A 20751-nucleotide genomic window follows, 5' to 3' on the forward strand; every position below is an offset into this window, starting at 1 on the left:
GTAGCTAAGTAGCAGCTGTTTTGTTGCCTTAAGATTATCAGCTTGCTAGGGCAGCGTCACTTTCTTCCGTATGGCCACGCTTGGGTCCTGCAGCACGAACATAGTCGGCTTGGCGAAGCTTGGCTTGAATAAACTCGCCTAACTCGTCTGGGCGGTAACCTGGGCGTGCTTTAAAGCGCAAAAAAGGCACACCAGCGGCTGACAAAGCGTTTTTTAAAAACCAATTGCGCTTCATTTGTGCACTTGACGGCTCTATGGCTTCAAGCTCAATAACCGCAGCCACACGCATTGTGGTTTTGTCGCACAGTACAAAATCGACTAAGCGGTTGTTTAACTTTTGATTGGCGTCGCGTTTGGCGGCGGTTGACAAGCCTTGTTGACGCACTTTAACCACATCGCCAAGGCGAATTTTAGTGAAAACACGATAGCGATCACCGCAACCACGCTCAAGTAGGTTCAAAAACGAATCTTCTGTGGCAGTGAAAAAACTTTCTTGGCGCTTTTTATAGGGGTAAGGAGCGAAGCTTTCAGAAACTCGCGCCGCTAAAATGGCAACTGCAATCAATGCAACAATAAATAAAATGAGCACGTATTCCATAAAAATTACCTCAGTGTCGAAATGATGGCGCATTCATGTGGAATACGCCGTTATATCGTTACTGATGCAATTCTCTTGCCAAATAGGTACAGGCCTAGTTTTTGTAACTTATGGCTGAAAACCGTTGGCAATGCCTTTGGTAACAATGGCTACCGCATCGTGGGCATGCAGCGACTCGTAATGGTTTACTCGTACTCTGAAGTCAGTGACGTGGTTGGTTTGATTCAGCTGCTGCTTTAAAATTCGCGCCGCGTCTTCACAAAACATATTGTTTTGGGCGTTTAATCGCGCAAATTCCTGTTCGTCTTCACGCTTTACGGCGGCCTGTACCGGGGTTTTTAAAACCCGCTCAGCACTGTCGATTAAGGCTTTAATAGGAAAGTTTTTGGCTTGATTGTCTAAGCGTACTTTAATTTCAGCAACAGAGCGTTGGCTATGGGGTGTTGCAACAATACCGGCGGTGGTGCCTAACCATTCGGCAATTTGCTCGGTGTCTAGCTTGTTGCCACTAAAACGGTTACGAAACGCTTCTTGAATAAGCTGTCGAGCCAGCGCGGCAGAACAAGGGCAGGTCGAAGAGTAGGTAACATCGACACTTAGGTCACAATGAAAATGGCCGTCAATTACGGCAGCGTTAAGTTCAACGGGGTAAGCCTTCCAGCCCGTGTTGTCACTTAATAATGAAGGCCGGCGAAGGTGGTAGTCAAAGCGTAAGGCCACACTAGCCCGTTGGCTTAAACCTTGGTGGCTAGTAAGGAAGCTTTGTAATAAGGCTTTCAAGTCGTTTAGGCTTACCTGGCCGTTGGCAGAAAGCTGCTCAAGCGCTAGGTATAGCCGCGACATGTGAATGCCCTTAGCGTCGGCTACATCTAGGCTTACATAGGCATCGATGCGCGCATTAATAGGGTGCTGCTCACCTAATTCATCGATTAAAATTAAAGGCATGTCAATGTTGCTCATACCTACCCAATCTAGAGTACCTTGATGCTGGCTGTTAGTATCAGCGGCAATGTCTGGCATGTCTGAAGCTGGTGCTTGAGCAGCTTCACTTTGCTTAGTTAATTCGTTGTACATAGTAGGTGTATAGTTCCTCGTCGGCGACCGAAGCGAACAAATGCACTTCACTCTATCCGGTGTAATTTCATAATAGACAGGTTATCATAACTTACCCCATTACGAGTAGTATTGGGCTTTAGATCTACGCGCAATTTACAATATTAGGAATTTATATGAGTCATATTGATACCACACTGCTTGAACAGTATGTGAGCATGCTAGGGCCGAATGGATTGCGGGAAAGTATGACCACCTTTAACGAGCTTATGCCTAGTTATATGGATGAGCTAAAAACAATGGTGGCAGCCAAAGACTCATCGGCAACGCGTCGGCAAGCGCATAAAATGAAAGGTGCCTGTCGCTCATTAGGGTTTGTGCGTTTGGCTTTAGCCATGGAATACATTGAAAAAGATGCCTGGCATTGGCAAGGAGTAGAGTCGCTACTCATGTCTTGGCCCACAGAAATGAGCCAAGACATTAAAACAGCAACCGAATGGCTTGATAAGAATAGCCCCGACCAAGCCTAAGAATGTCTTAGGCTACTTTCACTTCTACGTCGCCCACAAAACGGTACCCTTCACCATGAATAGTGGTAATAAGGTTTGGCGTTTCTGGGTGCGACTCAAAATGGCGGCGAATACGGCGAATGGCCACGTCTACGGTGCGGTCATTTGGGCGTAACTCCCGGTCGAGCATTTTCTTTACTAGGGTTTCGCGGTCATGAATTTTACCCGGTTGGGTAAGAAACAGCTCTAGTGCGCGGAACTCACTTTTTGGTAAACGAAACACTTTTTGTTCTGGAGAATATAGGCAGCGGCTATCGCAGTCTAAAATCCAGTTGCTAAAGTGGTATTGGCGGCTACCTTCTACCATAAACTCTTTCGGGGTATTAATTTGCTCAATACGACGAGACAAATTTCGCGCCCGAATAGTTAATTCCCGTGGGTTATACGGCTTAATTAGGTAGTCGTCGGCACCTAGCTCGAGTGCTAGCAAGCGGTCTTCGTCGCTGTCGCGGCCGGTTAAGAAAATAAGCCCTATATTTTTCTGTTCCCGTAGCGTTTCAGCAAGTTCAAGGCCACTTTGACCAGGCAAGTTAACATCCATAATAATTATATCGATGTCCTGCTGGGCCATAATATGTTCCATTTGTCGGCCATCAGCCGCGTCGAACACCTCGTAGCCTTCTTGTTGAAAAAGGCGGGAAAGTGTTTGGCGGGTAATAACCTCGTCTTCTACAATCAGCAGTTTTACAGTCATAATTGCTTCCATGGTGGTCGCTCGCTGGGTTCTTTAGTAATACCAGCAAATAATAAGTCGTTTGCCTATAAGGATATGATTTATTGTCTAATTAATGCAAGAGCTAATCATATTATTCTGTCAGTGGTATCTTAACAGTGATTAATGTGCCCTTACCCAAGGTGCTTTCGCACTCAATACTACCCTTTAAGATTTGGGTTACAAGATTATAGACTAAATGCATACCTAAGCCAGTGTGCCCACCTACGCGGGTTGAGGTCATGAAGGGCTCAAAAATTCTGTGTTGCATTTCGTCGTTCATGCCAAGGCCATTGTCTTGGCATGAAATAAAGAGCAGTTCATCGTTATTATCCACTTGCAGCTCTATAGTACCCTTTTCTTGCCCCTTAAATCCATGCAATAGGGCGTTTTCCAATAACTCGGCAATAATTGTTTCTAATGGTCGGCGTCGTTGCGTGATAATTTGATCAGGAGCCTCTACCTGTAAAGTAACTATAGGGCCCTGTTGCAGCAAAGGGCGAATATGGCTTGCCACACTTTCAGCGAGCAGTTTTAATTTAATAGCCTCAGGCGCCTCTTTAGCGTGCTCAAAAGCAAGGCTACGAAAGCTGCCAATAAGTTCGCTAGCACGAGCTAGGTTACGTTGTACGATATCAATATTGCTTTTTAGCTCGTGTAAAATGTTAGTGCTTGCGTTAGTACTTAGGTTTTCAATGTCGTTGCTAAAAGCATTAAGTTGCTCTTCCAATATACTAGCGGCAGTCACCGAAAGGCCAATAGGTGTGTTAATTTCATGGGCAATACCAGCCACCATATCGGTCATGGAGGCTAAGCGCTCTGTTTCTATGCGTCGGTGTTGGCTGGCATGCAGCTCTTCAAGGGCTTCAATAAGTTCGCTGTTAGCCGCCCGTAAGGCTTGGGTGCGCTGGGCTATTTTAACTTCAAGCTCGTTAGTAAGGGCTTTATGTTGCTGGTCGCTGGCTTCACTATGTAGGCATACACGTTGTAACTTATCTAGGATACCGTTCACGCCAATACTAAACTGGCTAATTTCGTTATATTTTGCAGGCGGTAAGCGCAAGTGGTAGTTTTTTTGAATGTGAATTTCTCGCAATTGGTTATTGATATCATTTAGCGGCCTTAATAGGCGGCTGTGAATAATTCTGGCAAGCACGGCAGCCAGCAAAGTTAACACAAAAATAGCTGCCAAATGGAGCAGTGTGGTGTGCCTTATATAATTGTTTGATTCAGCTAATGACGTTCGTATGTAAATATAGCCAGCAATACTGTTGTCGCTATTCAGTAACGGGGCAGCAAGTTCAATATGCTGATCGCTTAACTGCGGCTGGTTTAGCGGAGGTAGTTGGTTGGCTCGGCTAGGAAGTGGGTCCATGCTAGAACGGTTATAACTAGTAAAATACTTTGTGTCTGTTGCTGAAACTCGATACAGGTGCAGGTGGGTTATGAAGCTAGAATGTTGCAAATTGCCCAGTACGCGGGCAGCTTGGTTGGCGTCGTCATTTTGTACTGCGTCAAGCAAACTTGGGCTAAGTACGCTAATTGCATTTTGCGTACGTTTGATAAGCGCTTCTTTATAGTGTTGGTTTTGCAAGTAAATGGAGCAGGCAAAAGTTATCAATAGAGCAAGGCCAGTTACCGCAGCCACGGCAATGGATAGGCTTTGCTTAATTGAGTTTCCATGGTTCTCTAGCATTTTTACTGCCAGCTTGTTACGAACTTGTTAATCATGGCGATATAGTAGCGCGTACCTTGTTTAAAATACAAGGCTAGGCTAACGCGCTATGGTTACTGTGTAGCGGTTATTCTGGGCAATAGTGTTAACCTGCTTGAACTCGTTTTGCAGTAAGCTTGGCCAAGGTAAAAAGTTGTTAGCCACCATAACCACACGCCCACCAGGGTTTAAGTGTTGCTTTAGCGACTGAATAAAGCGCGTGGTAATGCGGTAGTCGGTTTGTTTACCTTGGTGGAAGGGCGGGTTGGTAATAATCCAGTCGAAGCGTTCAGTTACCTGCTGGAAGCCGTCGGAAAGCCGAACCTCGTGTGCTGTGCTGCAGCTTGCTAAAGTAAGGCTGGCTGCCGTTGTGGCTAGGGTGCTTAAGTCGATGGCAAGCAATTGAGTGATGGGCCGGTTGGCGCATAACCAAGCAGAAATAACGCCGCTGCCACAGCCAAAGTCGAGCACTGTTCCAGCTATATTCGCAGGCATATGTTCGAGCAGCAGAGCGGTGCCAGCGTCGAGCCGATTTTCACCAAATACACCGGGCAAAAAGAATACGTTATAGGTTTGGCCTTGAATGTTTAAGTGCGTGCATTGTGGAACGTCTGCAGCAACAAAAGGTTGGGTGCTCAGCAGCTCGGTTCTAATGAGTTGGCAGTGGCTACCACTGGCTTGCTTGTGTAAGGCGGCAAAACCCGGAATAGACTTTTTTAGCAGTGCTCGTATACCGCTGTCGTTGGCACCAACAATATAACAAGGGGTATGTATAGGTAGTTGGTTGGCAAGTTGCTGAAATATAAAATCGGCTAAGGCTTTTTCTTTGGGCAAAAAAACCACCACCGCATGGCAGTTGCTGTTGTGCTGGAAGTAAGCGTTAACTTGCTGCCCATGCTTCGGTGTCAAGTCTGCCGTGTAAACACCACTATGGGCATATATATGCCAAGCAGTATCAGCCCCTTGGACAGCCAAGTCGGCGGGTGGGTTTACAAATAAAACAGCGGAATATTGCTCAAGTATCTGCTGGCGCTGCAATAGGCGCCATGTGTTATCAAGACTCAATCTCTACCTTTCCTTCCCTTAAAATTACGGTGCAAGGCCCGCGTGGCTCGTGAAAGCGGGTTATTTTATCATGAAATATAAACTCGGCACCTAAATGCATTACTTTATTTATATGCACTCGCACTGTTGGGTGGGGCGGTTCATTGTCGCGCAGTGACAGCAGTTTACTGCGCGCGGTAGAAATTTGCTGCTTCGTATTATCAAATAGTTTTTTTAATGTGTGGCGAAAGTCTACGTTAAAGCTGTCTGGGTTAGCCAAAAAAGCCTCTTTAGCTTTTAATAGCTTACGCTTGGTTAATACCAATTCTTTTAGTGCCTTGGTGGCCTCGTCTACGGCGGCTAAGTATTCTTCACTTTGCAGCGGAACATTAAAGTGTATTCGGGTTTTTGTGCCCGCTGGGGCGCCTAGTTGGCCAACAAATAAGTCGTCGACAATTTCAATATTGCCGCCAATTACCTTTCCAGCAGCGGCCTTACCTTCACCGCCAACATGAATTTTGTCCGCGGAAATCACTTTGCAGTGGGTAAGTTGGCGCTCAATATGCACCCCATGTAATGCGCTAAGGGTTGCATATTGGCAATAGGCTACCCAAATACTGGCGTCGGAAATAATGCGCGTGCTGTGCTCTATTAGGCCATGCTCATCGTCGTTATCGGTTTCGGTGTGGCGGCCAATAACACCTTTGGTTACGGTAATGTTTCCTTCAGCCCGAATGATAGCTGAATCGACATAACCATTTACTGTAATGTCGCCCGTAGCGCTTACGCGCATGCCTGGGGTAACGTTACCGTCAATAATAATTGAACCGTCGTAGTCGATATGGCCAGTTGAAATATCGACACCTTTTAGCGTTAAGGTGTCATCTACGTTGGCCAAGTTGTCAATGAAAGTGGGTAAGCCATCAACGGTTGCTACCAGTATGTCGGGGTTGTCGATGTCGATGGCGGTGCCAATGCCCGCTTTTAACGGCTTGTCTTTACCGTCTTTGGCGTTAATCGCTTCGCCGGTTACCGTATAGCCTGGAATGCCAGTGGTAAAAGGAATTCGCTGCAGTATGGCGGTGCCTTCCTTCACCGACACTAAGGCACCAAAGTCGCGCATATCTACCCTGTGTTTGTCTTTTGGTTGGGGTTTTAATATACGCATGCGGGCGTCTTCAACTAGTTTTTTGAACCAAGTGTCGGTGCCGTCTACCGCCGCTTTGCCCTTAGCTATAAGTACCGTAAGCGAGGCGCCTGGAGGGGCTTCTCGGCTATGGGCCACTACCGCTTCAATAGCCCGCCGGCGAATACCATTAACGATACCTGCGTTGCGCAATTGGTTCAGTACTTGTTCGGTTACTAGCGAGGTGCCGCTGTAAGGTGCTTCTACAATAGCTTCGACTTCCATTTTGTCGTCGGAAAGCCGCAATGACAGTTGTGCCGGGCGTTGTTCGCCAATACGTATGCTTATTAACGGCGCAGTAGACTCGCCGCTTTCTAACATAAAATTGCGCGCTAAATTAGCCCATGTTTCGTCGCTAACAAAGTAATTATTATACTCTGAACTGCGAAAGGCTTTTTCAAGGCTAGCAGGATCAAGAGTGTCGCTCGACGTTCCCCTAGGAATCTCGATATATAGTTCACGCCGTTTTAGCTTGAAGTTAATGCCATTCATTACAGAACCTTATGAACCCTTATAGTTATTATTCTTGGCTCATTTGATTAGGATATCGGTTTTATCTTAAAACCTTTGCTTATACAACACTATAGCTACAATTAGGCATAAATAGCCAAGCTAGTATGTGGTGTGACTTGATCTTAGCTTACCCCATTGTAGTTAATAGTATATAGGTGAATATAGGGTGGTGCCTAACACGCCCAGTTAAAGGGGAGTGTCTGGGTAGGCTTCAACAAAAGTGTCTACCATTTCTGTGGCTGTTGGTATTTCTTCTTGGCCGAAGCATGCGATATGAAACAGGGCTTCGCCTTCGTTACTTACGGGAATGTTACTCATGCCAATAATAATGCCGTCGATAGGGGAAACAATGCTTACGGTGTCAATTTGGTGGGGGGCGGCAATAGCAGCAATTACTTGCCCTTTACTAACGGTTTGACCAAGTTCCACTTTAACCAACACAATACCGTCGCGGCTGGTGCGTACCCACAATGAACGTTGGGCAAAGACAGGTGTTACTTTTTTCCGGGTGCGGCGACCCTTCATCATTTTTAGCATTTTCATAACGTTGGTCACGCCGTTTAAACCAGCTTGAATAGAGGCGTAATCGAACCGTAAGGCTTCGCCTGCTTCATATAAAATAAGCGGAATACCAAGTTCTGTTGCCTGTGAACGCAGCGAGCCGTCGCGATCTTTAGCGTTCATAATTACGGGGCAATTAAAGGCTTCTGCCATGGCTGTCGCTTCGTCGTTATCAAAATTCACCCGAATTTGCGGTAAATTACTGCGGTGAATGGCGCCCGTATGTAAATCGATAATATGGGTGGCGCGCTCCACTAACTGGGTACGAAATAAATAGGCCAGCCGGCTACCTAAGGCACCACGCTCTGAACCAGGAAAACAACGGTTTAAGTCGCGGCGGTCTGGTAAGTAGCGCGATTGTTGAATAAAGCCAAACATGTTGACTACGGGTACTACTAATAGAGTACCTACCAATTCCTTGGGGTCGACTTTATTAATTAGCCGGCGACATACTTCAATGCCATTTAATTCGTCACCATGTATGGCCGCACAAACTAATAATACTGGTCCGGGTTTTGTGCCATGGATTACTTCCACATGCAGGTCGAGTGGCGTGTCGTTATATAAACGCGCAGCTGGTAACCGCACCGTTTGTTGTGTACCAGGTGCAGTACTACTGCTGCCTAAATCGAAATTGGCAAAGCGTTTACGGGCCATAATTAGCCTCTTCCTTTGGTTTTGGTTTTATGGGCTTTGGCGGTTTTCTCAATAAAAGAAATAATTTGTGAAGCAATGTCTTTTTCTGTTGCTACCTCTATACCTTCTAGCCCAGGTGACGAATTTACTTCCATTACTAAAGGGCCGTGGTTCGAACGTAAAATATCAACCCCAGCAACATTCAAGCCCATGGTTTTGGCCGCTTTAATTGCGGTAGTGCGCTCTGCGGGACTTAATTTCACTAAGGTGGCACTGCCGCCACGGTGCAAGTTGGAACGGAATTCACCGGGCTTCGCTTGGCGCTTCATGGCGGCAATAACGCGATCACCAATAACAAAGCAACGAATGTCGGCACCGCCAGCTTCTTTAATATATTCCTGCACCATAAAGTTAGCGTTAAGCCCCATAAAAGCTTCGATAACACTTTCAGCTGCTTGGCGGGTTTCAGCTAACACCACACCAATACCTTGGGTGCCTTCTAGTAACTTAATTACCAGCGGGGCACCACCCACCATGTCAATTAAATCAGGAATGTCGCTAGGTTTACTGGCAAAGCCGGTTACGGGCAAACCAATACCTTTGCGGGAAAGTAATTGTAATGAACGCAACTTGTCACGACTGCGGCTAATAGCTACCGACTCATTGAGTGGGTAGGTGCCCATCATTTCAAATTGGCGCAGCACAGCGGTGCCATAAAAAGTAATAGAAGCACCAATACGGGGAATGACCGCATCGAAGCTTTCTAAAATTTGCCCACGTACATGCATTTCGGGCTCTTTAGCATTAATATTCATGTAGCAACGTAATGGGTCGAGCACTGAAACCGTGTGGCCACGAGCTTCTGCAGCTTCAATTAACCGCCGTGTTGAATATAAGTTTCGGTTGCGTGACAGTATTGCAATTCTCATTCAGGTTCTCCAAATAGAAAGGAAGCCGCTGGGTTTACCATAAAGCGTCCATTCAATGCTTGTCGGCCAAGCAACATCCGAAACCTCATAGTGTCTCGGTTAGTAAGTGTTAACTCGGCTGGAAAAGATAGCCCGCCTGCCTTCATTGTGGTTTCTATCACGTAGCGTATTTCTTTATGGCCGCCCGAGTCGGTTACTTCACGCTCTTCAAGTATAGGGGCTTCACAAATATGCTCAGCATCACTACCTTGCTGCGGGTGAACCCATATTTTTAACCAGTCGGCGCCGTTTTTTTGAAAACGCTCAAGTTTGAAAGCATGCAAACAAGAGGTTTTTGCACCTGTGTCAACTTTGGCTTTAATGGCGGGAATATTTAAGTCGGGAAGTGATACCCACTCTCGCCAGCCACTCGCTTTAAGATTTGTTGTCAAAATGTTTTTCCTAAGTTGGCAATTATATTTTAATAGCGTTGTATGTTCGTTATAGCTTGTTCAGGTCAGTAAGCCAAAATAAATTAACAGCATAAGTAGGGCCCAAAGAACCATAAAGCGTAGTCGTCGGCAGGTTGGGCACGGGGGGCGTTTAGGCAATTATAACTCCAATGCTTCAGCGAGTACCTGAAAGGTGAATTCTTTTTTCAAATAATACCCTCGCGGCCGGGTTTGTATCATTTGCCCTTTGGGCCCTATAGCGGGAGTTAATACACTGCCGTCGGCGGCTTTGGGCCTTAATTGCAATACGGTGCCGGTGCGAGCGGTAATTTGCTCAATTTGGCCAAGCACAATGCGCTCGGTAATTTCTTCCCAGTCTTGTTGTAACGCCGCGTTTTGTTGCACGGTAGGGCTCCATAATACCGCAGGCCCAATCACTCGCTCGCCAGGAGGCACTTCACGGCGGCCATCGAGTGGCACCCATAGTACCCGTTGTAGCTTGTTGTGCACATTACTTTGTTGCCAGTGCACGCCATTTAAGTGTAATAGCGGCGCAATGCATACATAGGTGGTTTCTAAAGGCATGCCCTCAGCATTAATAGGAATGGTTTTTAGCTCAACTCCTAAGTGTGGAAAGTCTTGCTCTTGGCGCGACCCTGCCGAAGCGCCTAAGTAAAGTTCAAGTAACTGGCCAGCCCAGCCTTTCGCTTGGCGCAAATGGCTGGGGGTAACCCAGCCGGCTTCGGTAGCTAGCTGGCCTAAGGAATAACCTGCCAACGCACGGGCGCGAGCAAATAGTTCGGCTTCGTTGTTAGGCGCCGTAGTGGCAGGTTGGGGAGCATTGCTATTGATCATGGTTCACTTTAAATAGCCCAGACAGTAACCTATGTTAGCTGCGGCTTAAATGCGGTTCAAGTGAAGAACTTAGATTGCCCGAAGGCGTACTTTGTGGTTGAATTGAAGCAATAGAACAAATAACTGAGGATGCTCAAGTGATAGATGCCGAAGGCTATCGTTCAAATGTCGGCATAGTGATTTGCAATGAGCATGGTCAAGTATTCTGGGCCCGCCGTTATGGGCAACAAAGCTGGCAGTTTCCCCAAGGTGGAATCGACGCAGGTGAAACCCCCGAGCAAGCAATGTACCGCGAGCTGTATGAAGAAGTGGGGTTACACAAAGAACAAGTAGAGTTGGTTTATACCAGCCGGTATTGGTTGCGGTATCGATTACCGAAACGCATGGTGCGTAAAGGCCAGCAGCCTTTATGTATTGGTCAAAAGCAAAAGTGGTTTTTATTAAAACTTACTTGCCCAGAATCAGACGTGGATGTGTTGCAGTCTAGCCACCCTGAATTTGACGGTTGGCGTTGGGTTACCTTTTGGTACCCTGTGCGCCAAGTTGTGTCATTCAAACGTGATGTTTATCGCCGTGCGATGAAAGAGTTTGCGCCCGTGGTTATGCCACTTAAACATAAAAAAATAAAACGTAAGCGCAGGCGTTAAGTATGATGTTAAGTACGCTCCAACGTATTGTCGAGTCGGTTAACCAAGCCCCTGAATTTAACGTGGCCCTCGACACCATGGTGCGTAATGTTAAAGCGGCCTTAGGTACCGACGTGTGTTCGGTTTACCTTGCCGATCACGAGCAGCGCGAATTTGTGCTCATGGCAACCGACGGCTTGAACTTGGTTGAAGGTGAGCGCGTTGTGCTTGAGTTTGGTGAGGGCTTAATTAGCCTTGCTGCGGAACGAGAAGAGCCGCTTAACATTGCCGACGCCAGTACCCACCCCAACTTTAAATTAGTTGAAGGCCTTGCTGAAGAACCTTATCGGGCGATGCTGGTGGCACCCATTATTCACCAACGACAGGTGCTTGGTGTATTAGCGGTGCAGCAAAAATTAGCCCGGGCTTTTTCCAGTAATGAAGAATCGTTTTTAGTTACTTTGGCTGCGCAATTAGCAGCTGTTGTTGCACACGCAGAAGCCAAAGACCTAGTGTCTGATCAGCGTTCACCGTGGTTGCGTAACTTGCGTGCCGTGGCAGGTGCACCAGGCGTTGCTATTGGTCATGCGTTTATTGGTAAACCGCTGGCCAGCTTAAGTGCTGTGGTTCCGCGGCGCACCGAGCAGCCCATGCAAGAGAAGCATAAGTTTCGTAAAGCAGTATTAAAAACCCGCCAAGACTTGCGGGCGTTAGCGGCCCAAGTAGCCGAGTATGTGGCGGAAGACACCCTAGCTATTTTTGATGTGTATCAAGGCTTGCTAGACGCTGCCAGCTTAGGCAATGCGGTGGAAAACAAAATTAAAGAAGGCTGGCAGGCCCAAACCGCAGTAAAGCTGGTAGTAGACGACTTCGTTAGCCAGTTTGAAGACCTTGACGACTCGTATTTACGCGAGCGAGCGGTAGATGTACGCGATCTTGGCCAACGGGTATTGGCGCACCTACAAGATAGCGGCAATGTCACCATGGAAGTGCCAGACCAGTCTATTTTAGTAGCGGAAGAAGTGACCGCCAGCATGCTCGCTTCCATTCCTCGGCATCGCTTACAGGGGTTGGTGTCGTTGCGGGGTTCGCCCAATAGCCATGCGGCAATTATGGCCCGCAGTATGGGGGTGCCAGCCGTATTTGCAGTGGAAGACGTGCCACTGAATTACCTAGAAGACCAATACTTAATTGTTGACGGCTACAGCGGCGATGTATTTATTAACCCGCCTGCCCAGGTACTGAAAGAATACCAAGAATTGCTGTTAGACGAACTAGAGCTGGCTAATTTAGTTGATAGCAATAAAAACTTAGCGGCAGAAACTAGCGACGGTATACGGGTTGAATTGCAAGTGAACGCCGGCTTGAACGTTGATCATAACGAAGGCCGCGGTGCCCATAATGGTATCGGTTTATACCGCACTGAAATACCCTTTATGATGCGCGAGCGTTTCCCGACAGAAACCGAACAGTTTGAGTTGTATCGCGAGGTATTTAAAAATTACCGTGGGCAGCCAGTGGTAATGCGTACTCTCGACGTGGGCGGCGACAAGCCTTTGCCCTACTTTCCAATTAAAGAAGACAACCCTTTCCTTGGCTGGCGCGGTATTCGCATGACCCTAGATCACCCAGAAATATTTTTGGTGCAAGTGCGGGCTATGTTGCGCGCCAATGTGGGCTTCGACACGCTAAAAATACTCTTGCCAATGATAACCTCCGTTGATGAAGTAGACGATGCAACCCGGCTAATAAGCCAAGCCTACTTTGAAGTACGTAGTGAATTACAACAAAATGGTGAAGAAGCCAGCCTACAGCGCCCACAATTAGGCGTCATGATAGAAGTTCCCGCCATTTTGTACCAGCTCGACAGCATTGCGCAGCGAGTCGACTTTTTTTCAGTTGGCACCAATGATTTAACCCAATACTTACTTGCTGTAGACCGTAATAACCCACGGGTAGCTAGATTGTATGAAGCCTATCACCCCGCGTTATTAACCGTACTGCAAGACATTGTGGCCAGCTGCAATAGGCTGGGCAAGCCGGTTAGTGTGTGTGGTGAACTAGCAGGCGACCCTGGCGGGGCGCTGTTATTGTTAGCCATGGGCTACCGTAGTTTAAGTATGAGTGGCCACAACATTGATAAAATACGCTGGATAGTGCGCCAAGTTGAAGCACCTATGTTGCAAGTGCTACTTAACCAAGCGTTAACTGCTAAGCACCCCGACGAAGTGCGCAAAGTGGTAAGTATGAAACTAGAGAGTTTAGGGCTAGGCGGCTTTATTCGAGCGGGGAAATAATATGACAGCTTTGGCTACTTTGCTATTAGGTGGTGTGTTTGCCGGTTTGCTGTCAGGCATGTTAGGCATAGGTGGCGGTATTTTAGTGGTGCCACTGTTAATATTTTTACTTCCAGTAATGGGTTTACCGGCCGCTATTATAGTACCAACCGCTATTGGCACCAGTTTAGCTACAATTGCCATAACCACGTTTTCCAGCGCTTATGCACACCAGCGCCATGGCAATATTCAATGGCCATGGGTAAAGCAGCTGGCACCAGTATTAATACTTGGTGGGGTACTTGGGTCTTGGGTAGGGGTGTCTATTAACCCACTCATATTACAGCGAGTATTTGCGCTGATGTTACTTGTGTTAGCCATTCGTATGATTTGGAAGCGGCAACCCCGAAATAAAGAAAAAGCAATAAAAAACTGGAAAGTACGCAGTTTTGGTACAGCAATAGGTGCTATTTCAGCTTTAATTGGTATTGGCGGCGGTGCCTTGGTGGTGCCATTACTGCATTATTACCAAGTTCCTATGGCCCGAGCCGTGGCTGTGGCAGCGGTTTGTAGTGTAGTATTAGCAACTTTTAGTACTCTGCTTTATGCCACCATGGGTGGCAGTGCTCATGGGCTTGAAATACCTTGGCTGGTGGGTTTTATTTATGTACCAGCTTGGCTAGGTATTGCAGCTACCTCGGTATTATTTGCTCCAGTTGGGGCAAAAGTGGCCACCCGTTTGCCAGTTCGCTATTTACAACGAGTGTTTGCTAGCTTGTTAATAGTGGTTGCCATTCATTTATTAATTACAGGATAAAACATGATCGCCGAACCCTTACAGTACCCACAAATCGATCCAGTTTTAGTCAGCATTGGCCCCTTCGACTTGCACTGGTACGGCTTAATGTACTTAATTGGCGCCATGTTTGCGTATTGGTGGGGCAGCAAGCGTGCTACCGCCGACCCTTTTTGGCACAAAGAACAGTGGCAAGACTTACTGTTTTGGGGTTTTCTAGCCCTTATTTTAGGTGGCCGTATTGGCTATGTACTGTTTTATCAATTCGGCACCTTTCTGCAACACCCGCTGTATATATTTAATATCATGTCTGGTGGTATGTCGTTTCATGGCGGTATGTTGGGGGTTATTTTAGCCTTAGCTATATTTGCCAAAAAACGTCAGGTTAGTTTGTGGCAAGTGGGTGACTTTGTGGCACCACTGGTACCGGTAGGGCTTGGTTTAGGCCGTATTGGTAACTTTATTAATGGCGAGCTGTGGGGCCGAGTAACCGATGTTTCTTGGGGCATGGTGTTTCCCCACGCTGGCGCTTTTGCCCGCCATCCGTCGCAGTTGTATCAAGCGCTCGGCGAAGGGCTTTTGTTGTTTGTATTGTTATGGTGGTTTAGCCGTAAGCGCCGCCCAGTTGGAGCCGTGGGTGGGCTGTTCTTAGTAGGTTACGGAGCTGCCCGTTTTGTAGTTGAATATTTCCGCGAACCCGATGCCCATCTTGGTTTGCTTGGCTTCTTTAGTATGGGGCAGTGGTTGTCGTTACCTATGATTATAGCAGGCGCAGTAATTATGTTATTGGCATATAAGAAAAATGGGTTAGCCGCAGCCCGTAAGCTAGGAGGAAAAGCATGAAGCAATATTTAGAATTAATGGCCCATGTACTGGAACACGGCACGGTAAAAGAAGATCGTACAGGTACTGGTACTCGCAGTGTGTTTGGTTATCAAATGCGCTTCGACTTAGCTGCAGGCTTTCCTTTGGTCACCACGAAAAAGTGCCACTTGCGCTCTATTATTCATGAATTACTATGGTTCCTGAAAGGCGACACTAACATTCAATACTTAAAAGACAATGGTGTGTCTATTTGGGACGGTTGGGCCACTGAAGAAGGTGATCTTGGCCCAGTGTATGGGGCCCAGTGGCGTAACTGGGAAACACCTAATGGCGACAGTATTGATCAAATTAGCGAGTTAATTGAACAAATAAAAACCAACCCCGACTCGCGCCGATTATTAGTTAGCGCATGGAACCCAGCGGCCTTGCCTAAAGCAGGCTGGTCGCCACAAGAAAACGCCAAGCAAGGCTTGCAAGCGTTACCTCCCTGCCACACACTTTTTCAATTCTATGTGGCCGACGGTAAGCTTTCTTGCCAACTATACCAACGCAGTGCCGATATTTTTCTTGGTGTCCCCTTCAACATTGCTAGCTACGCCTTATTCACCTTAATGGTGGCGCAAGTGTGCGGCCTAGAACCTGGCGACTTTGTACACACCTTTGGCGATGCACACTTATACTCGAACCACCTAGAACAGGCCAAACTGCAATTAAGCCGCAAGCCCAAAGCATTACCAACAATGAAAATTAACCCAGCGGTATCAGACATTTTTAGCTTTAAATACGACGACTTTGAACTCGAAAACTATCAGGCACATCCGCATATTAAAGCCCCGGTTGCGATTTAATTATGCCATTACACGTACTAATTTGTGACGACTCGTCGCTCGCCCGAAAGCAATTGGGCCGAATATTACCAGCTTCATGGGACATTGAGCTTAGCTTTGCCGAACATGGTAAAGAAGCGCTCGAACTTATTCGGCAGGGTAAAGGCGAACTAACCCTGCTCGACTTAAATATGCCGGTTATGGACGGCTACGAAACCCTAGCCGAAATACGCAAGCACGACTTGCCAGCCATGGTGTTGGTGGTGTCGGGCGATATTCAGCCGGAAGCAAAAGCGCGGGTGTTGCAACTGGGGGCCTTTGAGTTTATTCGTAAACCAACCGACGTAGCCACCTTAGAACGGATACTAATTGAGTATGGTTTTTTTACCGCGCCAGAAGTAAGCGAAACCAGCCCACCGACTAAAGTAGTTCGCCCGGAACGGGGCAGCACCATTCAAGTAAGCCAGCGTGACATGTACCAAGAAGTGGCTAACGTAGCCATGGGGCGTGCGGGCGAACTATTGGCGCGGGCGCTGAATGTGTTTGTCGAGCTGCCAATTCCTACGGTGAACCAAATAGCCGCTTCGGAACTGCACATGGTGTTGTCGTCGGTGGAAGGCGCCCATACGGTGTCAGCGGTTACCCAAGGCTTTACCGGCGACGGTATTCATGGTGAAGCCATGGTTATTTTTAACGACGCCAGTTTTAAAGACATGGGCCGCTTGCTTGGTAATGACATTAACGACCAGCGTTATGAACTTGAAGCCTTGCTCGATATTGGCAATTTACTGATAGGTGCTTGTTTACAAGGTTTAGGCGAGCAGTTGTATGTGCGCATGAATCAAGCCCACCCGGCTATATTAGGCCGTAATGTGTCGGTGGCAGAATTGCTCAAGTCGTCAAAAACGCGATGGGAACAAGTGTTGGCTATTGAAATAGGCTACAGGTTAGAAGGCTTTGCCATTGAATTCGACTTATTGTTGTTATTCCCTAGTAGCTCGCTGCCCGCGCTAGAGCGTCAGTTAGCTTATTTGTTGGAGGGCGACGAACCATGTTAAATGGCGACGAGATGAACGACCTACACATGAAAATGAATATTTTAGCGGCCATTGATGTAGGTATTGTGGTGGTAGATCGCACCTTTGCCATTTCCATGTGGAATGAATTTATGGCCAACCATAGCGGTAAACGCCCCAGTGAAGTGCAAGGGCGTAACTTGTTCTCAGTGGCGCCAGAAATAGACCAAGCATGGTTTCAAGGCAAGGCCAAACGTACTTTCAGCCTGGGTAGCCGAGCGTTTATTATTTGGGAGCAGCGGCCATTTTTATTCCGCTTTTCACCTTATCGACCGGTAACAGGTACCGCTCCTTATATGTATCAAAACATTACGTTGCTGCCCCTTAGTAATGCCCGTGGCGAGGTAGAAAACTTAGGTATTATTGTTTACGACGTCACCGACACGGCGGAAGCGGCACGCTCGGAAGCCTTGCTAAGGCGCCGAGTGACTGAAAAGCCCAAGTGGAAAGAATTCTAATGACAGACTATGCCCGTCGTTTTGGTGGTATTGAACGCCTATATGGTCAAGCCGACGCACAGCGTATTCAGCAATTGCACTTGGCAGTAGCTGGCTTGGGCGGAGTTGGCTCTTGGGCGGCGGAAGCCCTAGCCCGCACAGGCGTTGGTGCGCTAACGCTGATTGACATGGACGACATTTGTTTAAGCAACGTGAACCGGCAGTCGCATGCGTTAACCAGTACAGTAGGACAACTCAAAACAGAGGTGCTAGCCGCCCGTTTGCTAGAAATAAATCCCGCCCTAAACATAACCATAGTAGACGACTTTATTCGTGCAGACGAGCCCGCAGCAGACTTACCAGAAGGGCTTCACGGGATGCTCGACGCTATTGACAGCGTGGCCCCGAAAGTGGCGCTTTTGGCTTGGTGTGTGCGCAACAAGCTGCCGGTAGTAACCACTGGCGGAGCTGGCGGGCAAATAGACCCCACTGCAATTCGTATTACCGATGTGGCGCGCGTGCAGCAAGACCCCTTAATGGCAAAAGTGCGGTATGAACTGCGGCGCCGCTATGGTTATAGCAAAAACCCCAAACGTAAATTTGGTATCGACTGTGTGTATTCAGAAGAGCAGTTACGTTACCCCGTTGGCGATGGCACCGTGTCGCACGCTAAACCGGGGTTGGCAGGGGGGCGGCTCGACTGTGCCACAGGCTTTGGTGCCTCGCTGATGGTTACCGGCTCATTTGGTTTTTTTGCTGCTGCGCGTTTATTACAACGGGTATTGCGCTAAAGCAAGTGGGCACTTTTTAGCTGTAAAGCCTGCACCACTTGGTGTAAACCATTGATGCGTGACTCGCTTAAGTGTTCGGCCAAGGCACATTGCTGCAGCCAGTGGTGAAAGTTAAACTGTTGTAAGTAAGCCACGGGTTGTTGTTGCAATGGCGCTGTAAGTACCAGTAATAATGCTTTCACTAAGCGAGCGTCGCTGTCGGTGTTAATGCAAAGCTTATGGTCTTTTAATTCAACCGTTAGCCACACTTGGGCCTGGCAACCACTGACTTGATTTAAGTCAGTACGAATTGTTGCCGGTGTGTTAGCGTGTTTGGCAAGCAAAAGTAGCTCGCGATAACGTTGTTCCCAACCACGGGCACCACTTAATTGTTGCTGAAGAAGCAAGGCGTCATGGTTAAGCTTTTGATTCATTGAAAGAAAACCTAGTAAGTAGCATTTAAAAGAAGGAAATTAAGGGCGTTGTTACCCGTGATCCGCAGCGAAATTTCGTCTATTATAGCGTTATCACTTGTACGATGCAGGCTGCTTTTACATAATGGCAGGCAAATTTATTCCCTTCCAGGATCTTTAGGATAAGGAAAGTAGTTATGAAAATTTTGGTCGCGGTTAAACGTGTGATTGATTTCAACGTAAAAGTACGTGTGAAAGCTGATCAGTCAAACGTAGACCTCAGTAATGTTAAAATGGCATTGAACCCATTTTGTGAAATTGCCGTTGAAGAAGCAGTGCGCTTAAAAGAAAAAGGCGTTGCGGAAGAAGTGGTAATAGTGTCGATTGGTCCGAAAGCGTGCCAAGAGCAAATTCGTACAGCGTTGGCGCTTGGTGGCGATCGTGGCATTCATATTGAATGTGACGACATGCCCGATTCATTAGTGGTAGCTAAGTTATTGCAAGCGGTTATTGCTGAAGAAGCACCGCAGCTGGTTATTTTAGGTAAGCAGTCTATCGACTCTGACAACAACCAAACTGGGCAAATGCTAGCGGCATTAACCGACATGCCACAAGGCACTTTTGCCTCAGAAGTTGTGGTTGATGGCGACACCGTGCAAGTTACTCGTGAAGTTGACGGCGGTTTACAAACCGTTGAACTTACGCTGCCGGCCATTGTTACCACCGACTTACGCTTGAATGAACCACGTTATGCGTCGTTGCCAAATATTATGAAAGCAAAACGCAAACCTCTCGATGTTAAAGCAGCGGCAGAAATGGGTGTAGAACTAGGCAGTAACATTGAATTACTTAAAGCCGAAGCTCCAGCAGAACGTAGTGCTGGCGTGAAGGTTGCCGACGTTGCAGAACTAATTGAAAAATTAAAGAATGAGGCGAAAGTAATATGAGTATTTTAGTTATTGCCGACCACGACAACACAACCTTAAACCCAGCCATGCTGAAAACCATGACAGCTGCACAAGCCATGGGCGACACTATTCACATGTTGGTTGCTGGTGAAGGCTGCCAAAGCGTTGCTGAAGAAGCAGCTAAAATTGCTGGGGTAAGTAAAGTGTTGTGTGCAGACCATGCTGCCTATGGACACTTTTTAGCTGAAAACCTGTCGGCATTGGTGCTTTCTTTAGGTAAAAGCTATAGTCACATTGTTGCGGCTGCCACAACTACAGGCAAAAACTTTATGCCACGTGTTGCTGCGCTACTTGACGTAGGGCAGGTGTCAGACATTGTTGCGGTTGAAAGTGCCGACACCTTCCGTCGCCCCATTTATGCGGGCAATGCTATTGCCACCGTGCGTTGTAACGAAGCTATAAAAGTGATTACCGTGCGTGCTACTGCGTTCGATGCAGTTGCAGCAGAAGGTGGCAGTGCTGAAATTGAAGCGGTAAGCGACGTATTTAGTTCAGACAAAGTGAAGTTTGTAAAAGAAGAGCTAGCAAAAAGTGAGCGCCCAGACCTTACTTCAGCCCGCGTGGTTATTTCAGGCGGTCGCGGTATGCAAAATGGCGAAAACTTTAAATTACTCGAAGGTATTGCTGACAAATTAGGTGCCGCTATTGGCGCTTCGCGGGCAGCGGTAGACGCCGGTTTCGTACCAAACGACATGCAGGTAGGGCAAACTGGTAAAATTGTTGCGCCTGAATTATATATAGCGGTAGGTATTAGTGGTGCTATTCAGCATTTAGCTGGTATGAAAGACTCGAAAGTGATTGTGGCTATCAATAAAGACGAAGAAGCGCCAATTTTCCAGGTGGCAGACTATGGCTTGGTGGGTGATTTATTCGATGTTTTACCGGAACTAGAAAGCGCGTTGTAATTGTTAGTAGTAGCAAGAAGGTGACAAGCAG

General features: G+C 47.3%; 22 protein-coding genes. 11 read left to right on the forward strand and 11 right to left on the reverse strand.

Translation table 11 applies throughout. The features are described from left to right. Positions 1 to 37: 37 nt before the first annotated feature. Positions 38 to 598, reverse strand: a complete 561-nt coding sequence (locus tag M1L23_RS08610; protein ID WP_252626921.1) for a DUF2726 domain-containing protein — start codon at positions 596 to 598, stop codon at positions 38 to 40. 108 nt (positions 599 to 706) lie between these two features. Beyond that, entirely contained in the window at positions 707 to 1672 is a 966-nt protein-coding gene (folE2, locus tag M1L23_RS08615; protein WP_252626922.1) for a GTP cyclohydrolase FolE2, read from the reverse strand. A 155-nt stretch (positions 1673 to 1827) separates the two neighbouring features. On the opposite strand from folE2, the gene M1L23_RS08620 reads away from it, so the two are divergent. Next, positions 1828 to 2181: an Hpt domain-containing protein gene (locus M1L23_RS08620; RefSeq protein WP_252626923.1), complete on the forward strand. Its 354-nt coding sequence runs from the start codon at positions 1828 to 1830 to the stop codon at positions 2179 to 2181. A 7-nt stretch (positions 2182 to 2188) separates the two neighbouring features. Here M1L23_RS08620 and arcA read toward each other — a convergent pair whose 3' ends face one another. The 8 genes from arcA to mutH all read right to left on the reverse strand — a co-directional run bounded on the left by arcA (position 2189) and on the right by mutH (position 10801). Further along, positions 2189 to 2914, reverse strand: a complete 726-nt coding sequence (gene arcA / locus M1L23_RS08625; protein ID WP_252626924.1) for a two-component system response regulator ArcA — start codon at positions 2912 to 2914, stop codon at positions 2189 to 2191. A gap of 112 nt (positions 2915 to 3026) precedes the next feature. After that, entirely contained in the window at positions 3027 to 4628 is a 1602-nt protein-coding gene (locus M1L23_RS08630) for a sensor histidine kinase (RefSeq protein ID WP_252626925.1), read from the reverse strand. 78 nt (positions 4629 to 4706) lie between these two features. After that, complete coding sequence (locus M1L23_RS08635; RefSeq protein ID WP_252626926.1) at positions 4707 to 5711, reverse strand: class I SAM-dependent methyltransferase; 1005 nt, start codon at positions 5709 to 5711, stop codon at positions 4707 to 4709. Further along, a complete protein-coding gene (locus tag M1L23_RS08640) occupies positions 5701 to 7368 on the reverse strand; it encodes a DUF342 domain-containing protein (RefSeq protein ID WP_252626927.1) in 1668 nt (555 codons plus the stop codon). The genes M1L23_RS08635 and M1L23_RS08640 overlap by 11 nt, the downstream gene beginning before the upstream one ends. A 207-nt stretch (positions 7369 to 7575) precedes the next feature. Beyond that, complete coding sequence (locus M1L23_RS08645) at positions 7576 to 8607, reverse strand: succinylglutamate desuccinylase/aspartoacylase family protein (protein WP_252626928.1); 1032 nt, start codon at positions 8605 to 8607, stop codon at positions 7576 to 7578. A 2-nt stretch (positions 8608 to 8609) separates the two neighbouring features. After that, positions 8610 to 9515, reverse strand: a complete 906-nt coding sequence (rimK, locus tag M1L23_RS08650; protein ID WP_252626929.1) for a 30S ribosomal protein S6--L-glutamate ligase — start codon at positions 9513 to 9515, stop codon at positions 8610 to 8612. Further along, positions 9512 to 9949: an ATP-dependent zinc protease family protein gene (locus M1L23_RS08655; RefSeq protein ID WP_420840636.1), complete on the reverse strand. Its 438-nt coding sequence runs from the start codon at positions 9947 to 9949 to the stop codon at positions 9512 to 9514. Before M1L23_RS08655 ends, rimK begins: the two co-directional genes overlap by 4 nt. Positions 9950 to 10105: 156 nt before the next feature. Further along, on the reverse strand, positions 10106 to 10801 hold the full coding sequence (gene mutH / locus M1L23_RS08660) for a DNA mismatch repair endonuclease MutH (protein WP_252626931.1): 696 nt from the start codon (positions 10799 to 10801) through the stop codon (positions 10106 to 10108). Between the two features lie 137 nt (positions 10802 to 10938). Between mutH and rppH the strand changes: the two genes are divergently transcribed. Genes rppH through tcdA form a run of 8 tightly spaced genes read left to right on the forward strand, consistent with a single transcriptional unit; the run spans position 10939 to position 18455 of the window. Then, complete coding sequence (gene rppH / locus M1L23_RS08665; protein ID WP_252626932.1) at positions 10939 to 11448, forward strand: RNA pyrophosphohydrolase; 510 nt, start codon at positions 10939 to 10941, stop codon at positions 11446 to 11448. Between the two features lie 5 nt (positions 11449 to 11453). After that, entirely contained in the window at positions 11454 to 13724 is a 2271-nt protein-coding gene (gene ptsP / locus M1L23_RS08670; protein ID WP_252627126.1) for a phosphoenolpyruvate--protein phosphotransferase, read from the forward strand. A gap of 1 nt (position 13725) precedes the next feature. After that, positions 13726 to 14520: a sulfite exporter TauE/SafE family protein gene (locus tag M1L23_RS08675; protein ID WP_252626933.1), complete on the forward strand. Its 795-nt coding sequence runs from the start codon at positions 13726 to 13728 to the stop codon at positions 14518 to 14520. A gap of 3 nt (positions 14521 to 14523) precedes the next feature. After that, entirely contained in the window at positions 14524 to 15342 is an 819-nt protein-coding gene (gene lgt, locus M1L23_RS08680; RefSeq protein ID WP_252626934.1) for a prolipoprotein diacylglyceryl transferase, read from the forward strand. After that, positions 15339 to 16172, forward strand: coding sequence for a thymidylate synthase (locus M1L23_RS08685; RefSeq protein WP_252626935.1), 834 nt, complete (start codon positions 15339 to 15341; stop codon positions 16170 to 16172). Before lgt ends, M1L23_RS08685 begins: the two co-directional genes overlap by 4 nt. Before the next feature lie 2 nt (positions 16173 to 16174). Continuing rightward, the gene (locus tag M1L23_RS08690) at positions 16175 to 17209 is read left to right on the forward strand and encodes a response regulator (protein ID WP_252626936.1); all 1035 of its coding nucleotides are present in this window, start codon (positions 16175 to 16177) and stop codon (positions 17207 to 17209) included. Continuing rightward, complete coding sequence (locus M1L23_RS08695; protein WP_252626937.1) at positions 17203 to 17685, forward strand: PAS domain-containing protein; 483 nt, start codon at positions 17203 to 17205, stop codon at positions 17683 to 17685. Before M1L23_RS08690 ends, M1L23_RS08695 begins: the two co-directional genes overlap by 7 nt. After that, entirely contained in the window at positions 17685 to 18455 is a 771-nt protein-coding gene (gene tcdA / locus M1L23_RS08700; RefSeq protein WP_252626938.1) for a tRNA cyclic N6-threonylcarbamoyladenosine(37) synthase TcdA, read from the forward strand. The genes M1L23_RS08695 and tcdA overlap by 1 nt, the downstream gene beginning before the upstream one ends. Here tcdA and M1L23_RS08705 read toward each other — a convergent pair. Then, positions 18452 to 18868 carry a SufE family protein gene (locus M1L23_RS08705; protein ID WP_252626939.1) on the reverse strand — a complete coding sequence of 139 codons (417 nt, stop codon included), beginning with the start codon at positions 18866 to 18868 and terminating at the stop codon, positions 18452 to 18454. The genes tcdA and M1L23_RS08705 overlap by 4 nt on opposite strands. Before the next feature lie 176 nt (positions 18869 to 19044). On the opposite strand from M1L23_RS08705, the gene M1L23_RS08710 reads away from it, so the two are divergent. After that, positions 19045 to 19794, forward strand: coding sequence for an electron transfer flavoprotein subunit beta/FixA family protein (locus M1L23_RS08710; RefSeq protein ID WP_252626940.1), 750 nt, complete (start codon positions 19045 to 19047; stop codon positions 19792 to 19794). Further along, positions 19791 to 20720, forward strand: coding sequence for an electron transfer flavoprotein subunit alpha/FixB family protein (locus M1L23_RS08715; RefSeq protein WP_252626941.1), 930 nt, complete (start codon positions 19791 to 19793; stop codon positions 20718 to 20720). Before M1L23_RS08710 ends, M1L23_RS08715 begins: the two co-directional genes overlap by 4 nt. Positions 20721 to 20751 lie beyond the last annotated feature (31 nt).

The organism is Aliidiomarina quisquiliarum (assembly GCF_023922585.1).
Taxonomy (GTDB): Bacteria; Pseudomonadota; Gammaproteobacteria; order Enterobacterales; family Alteromonadaceae; genus Aliidiomarina; species Aliidiomarina quisquiliarum.

What these genes read in the sequence shown, in the direction of transcription:
- M1L23_RS08610 (WP_252626921.1), bottom strand. Translation starts at nt 598, where the DNA reads ATGGAATACGTGCTCATTTTATTTATTGTTGCATTGATTGCAGTTGCC.
- folE2 (WP_252626922.1), bottom strand. Translation starts at nt 1,672, where the DNA reads ATGTACAACGAATTAACTAAGCAAAGTGAAGCTGCTCAAGCACCAGCT.
- M1L23_RS08620 (WP_252626923.1), top strand. Translation starts at nt 1,828, where the DNA reads ATGAGTCATATTGATACCACACTGCTTGAACAGTATGTGAGCATGCTA.
- arcA (WP_252626924.1), bottom strand. Translation starts at nt 2,914, where the DNA reads ATGACTGTAAAACTGCTGATTGTAGAAGACGAGGTTATTACCCGCCAA.
- M1L23_RS08630 (WP_252626925.1), bottom strand. Translation starts at nt 4,628, where the DNA reads ATGCTAGAGAACCATGGAAACTCAATTAAGCAAAGCCTATCCATTGCC.
- M1L23_RS08640 (WP_252626927.1), bottom strand. Translation starts at nt 7,368, where the DNA reads ATGAATGGCATTAACTTCAAGCTAAAACGGCGTGAACTATATATCGAG.
- M1L23_RS08645 (WP_252626928.1), bottom strand. Translation starts at nt 8,607, where the DNA reads ATGGCCCGTAAACGCTTTGCCAATTTCGATTTAGGCAGCAGTAGTACT.
- rimK (WP_252626929.1), bottom strand. Translation starts at nt 9,515, where the DNA reads ATGAGAATTGCAATACTGTCACGCAACCGAAACTTATATTCAACACGG.
- mutH (WP_252626931.1), bottom strand. Translation starts at nt 10,801, where the DNA reads ATGATCAATAGCAATGCTCCCCAACCTGCCACTACGGCGCCTAACAAC.
- ptsP (WP_252627126.1), top strand. Translation starts at nt 11,454, where the DNA reads ATGTTAAGTACGCTCCAACGTATTGTCGAGTCGGTTAACCAAGCCCCT.
- M1L23_RS08675 (WP_252626933.1), top strand. Translation starts at nt 13,726, where the DNA reads ATGACAGCTTTGGCTACTTTGCTATTAGGTGGTGTGTTTGCCGGTTTG.
- lgt (WP_252626934.1), top strand. Translation starts at nt 14,524, where the DNA reads ATGATCGCCGAACCCTTACAGTACCCACAAATCGATCCAGTTTTAGTC.
- M1L23_RS08685 (WP_252626935.1), top strand. Translation starts at nt 15,339, where the DNA reads ATGAAGCAATATTTAGAATTAATGGCCCATGTACTGGAACACGGCACG.
- M1L23_RS08690 (WP_252626936.1), top strand. Translation starts at nt 16,175, where the DNA reads ATGCCATTACACGTACTAATTTGTGACGACTCGTCGCTCGCCCGAAAG.
- M1L23_RS08695 (WP_252626937.1), top strand. Translation starts at nt 17,203, where the DNA reads ATGTTAAATGGCGACGAGATGAACGACCTACACATGAAAATGAATATT.
- tcdA (WP_252626938.1), top strand. Translation starts at nt 17,685, where the DNA reads ATGACAGACTATGCCCGTCGTTTTGGTGGTATTGAACGCCTATATGGT.
- M1L23_RS08705 (WP_252626939.1), bottom strand. Translation starts at nt 18,868, where the DNA reads ATGAATCAAAAGCTTAACCATGACGCCTTGCTTCTTCAGCAACAATTA.
- M1L23_RS08710 (WP_252626940.1), top strand. Translation starts at nt 19,045, where the DNA reads ATGAAAATTTTGGTCGCGGTTAAACGTGTGATTGATTTCAACGTAAAA.
- M1L23_RS08715 (WP_252626941.1), top strand. Translation starts at nt 19,791, where the DNA reads ATGAGTATTTTAGTTATTGCCGACCACGACAACACAACCTTAAACCCA.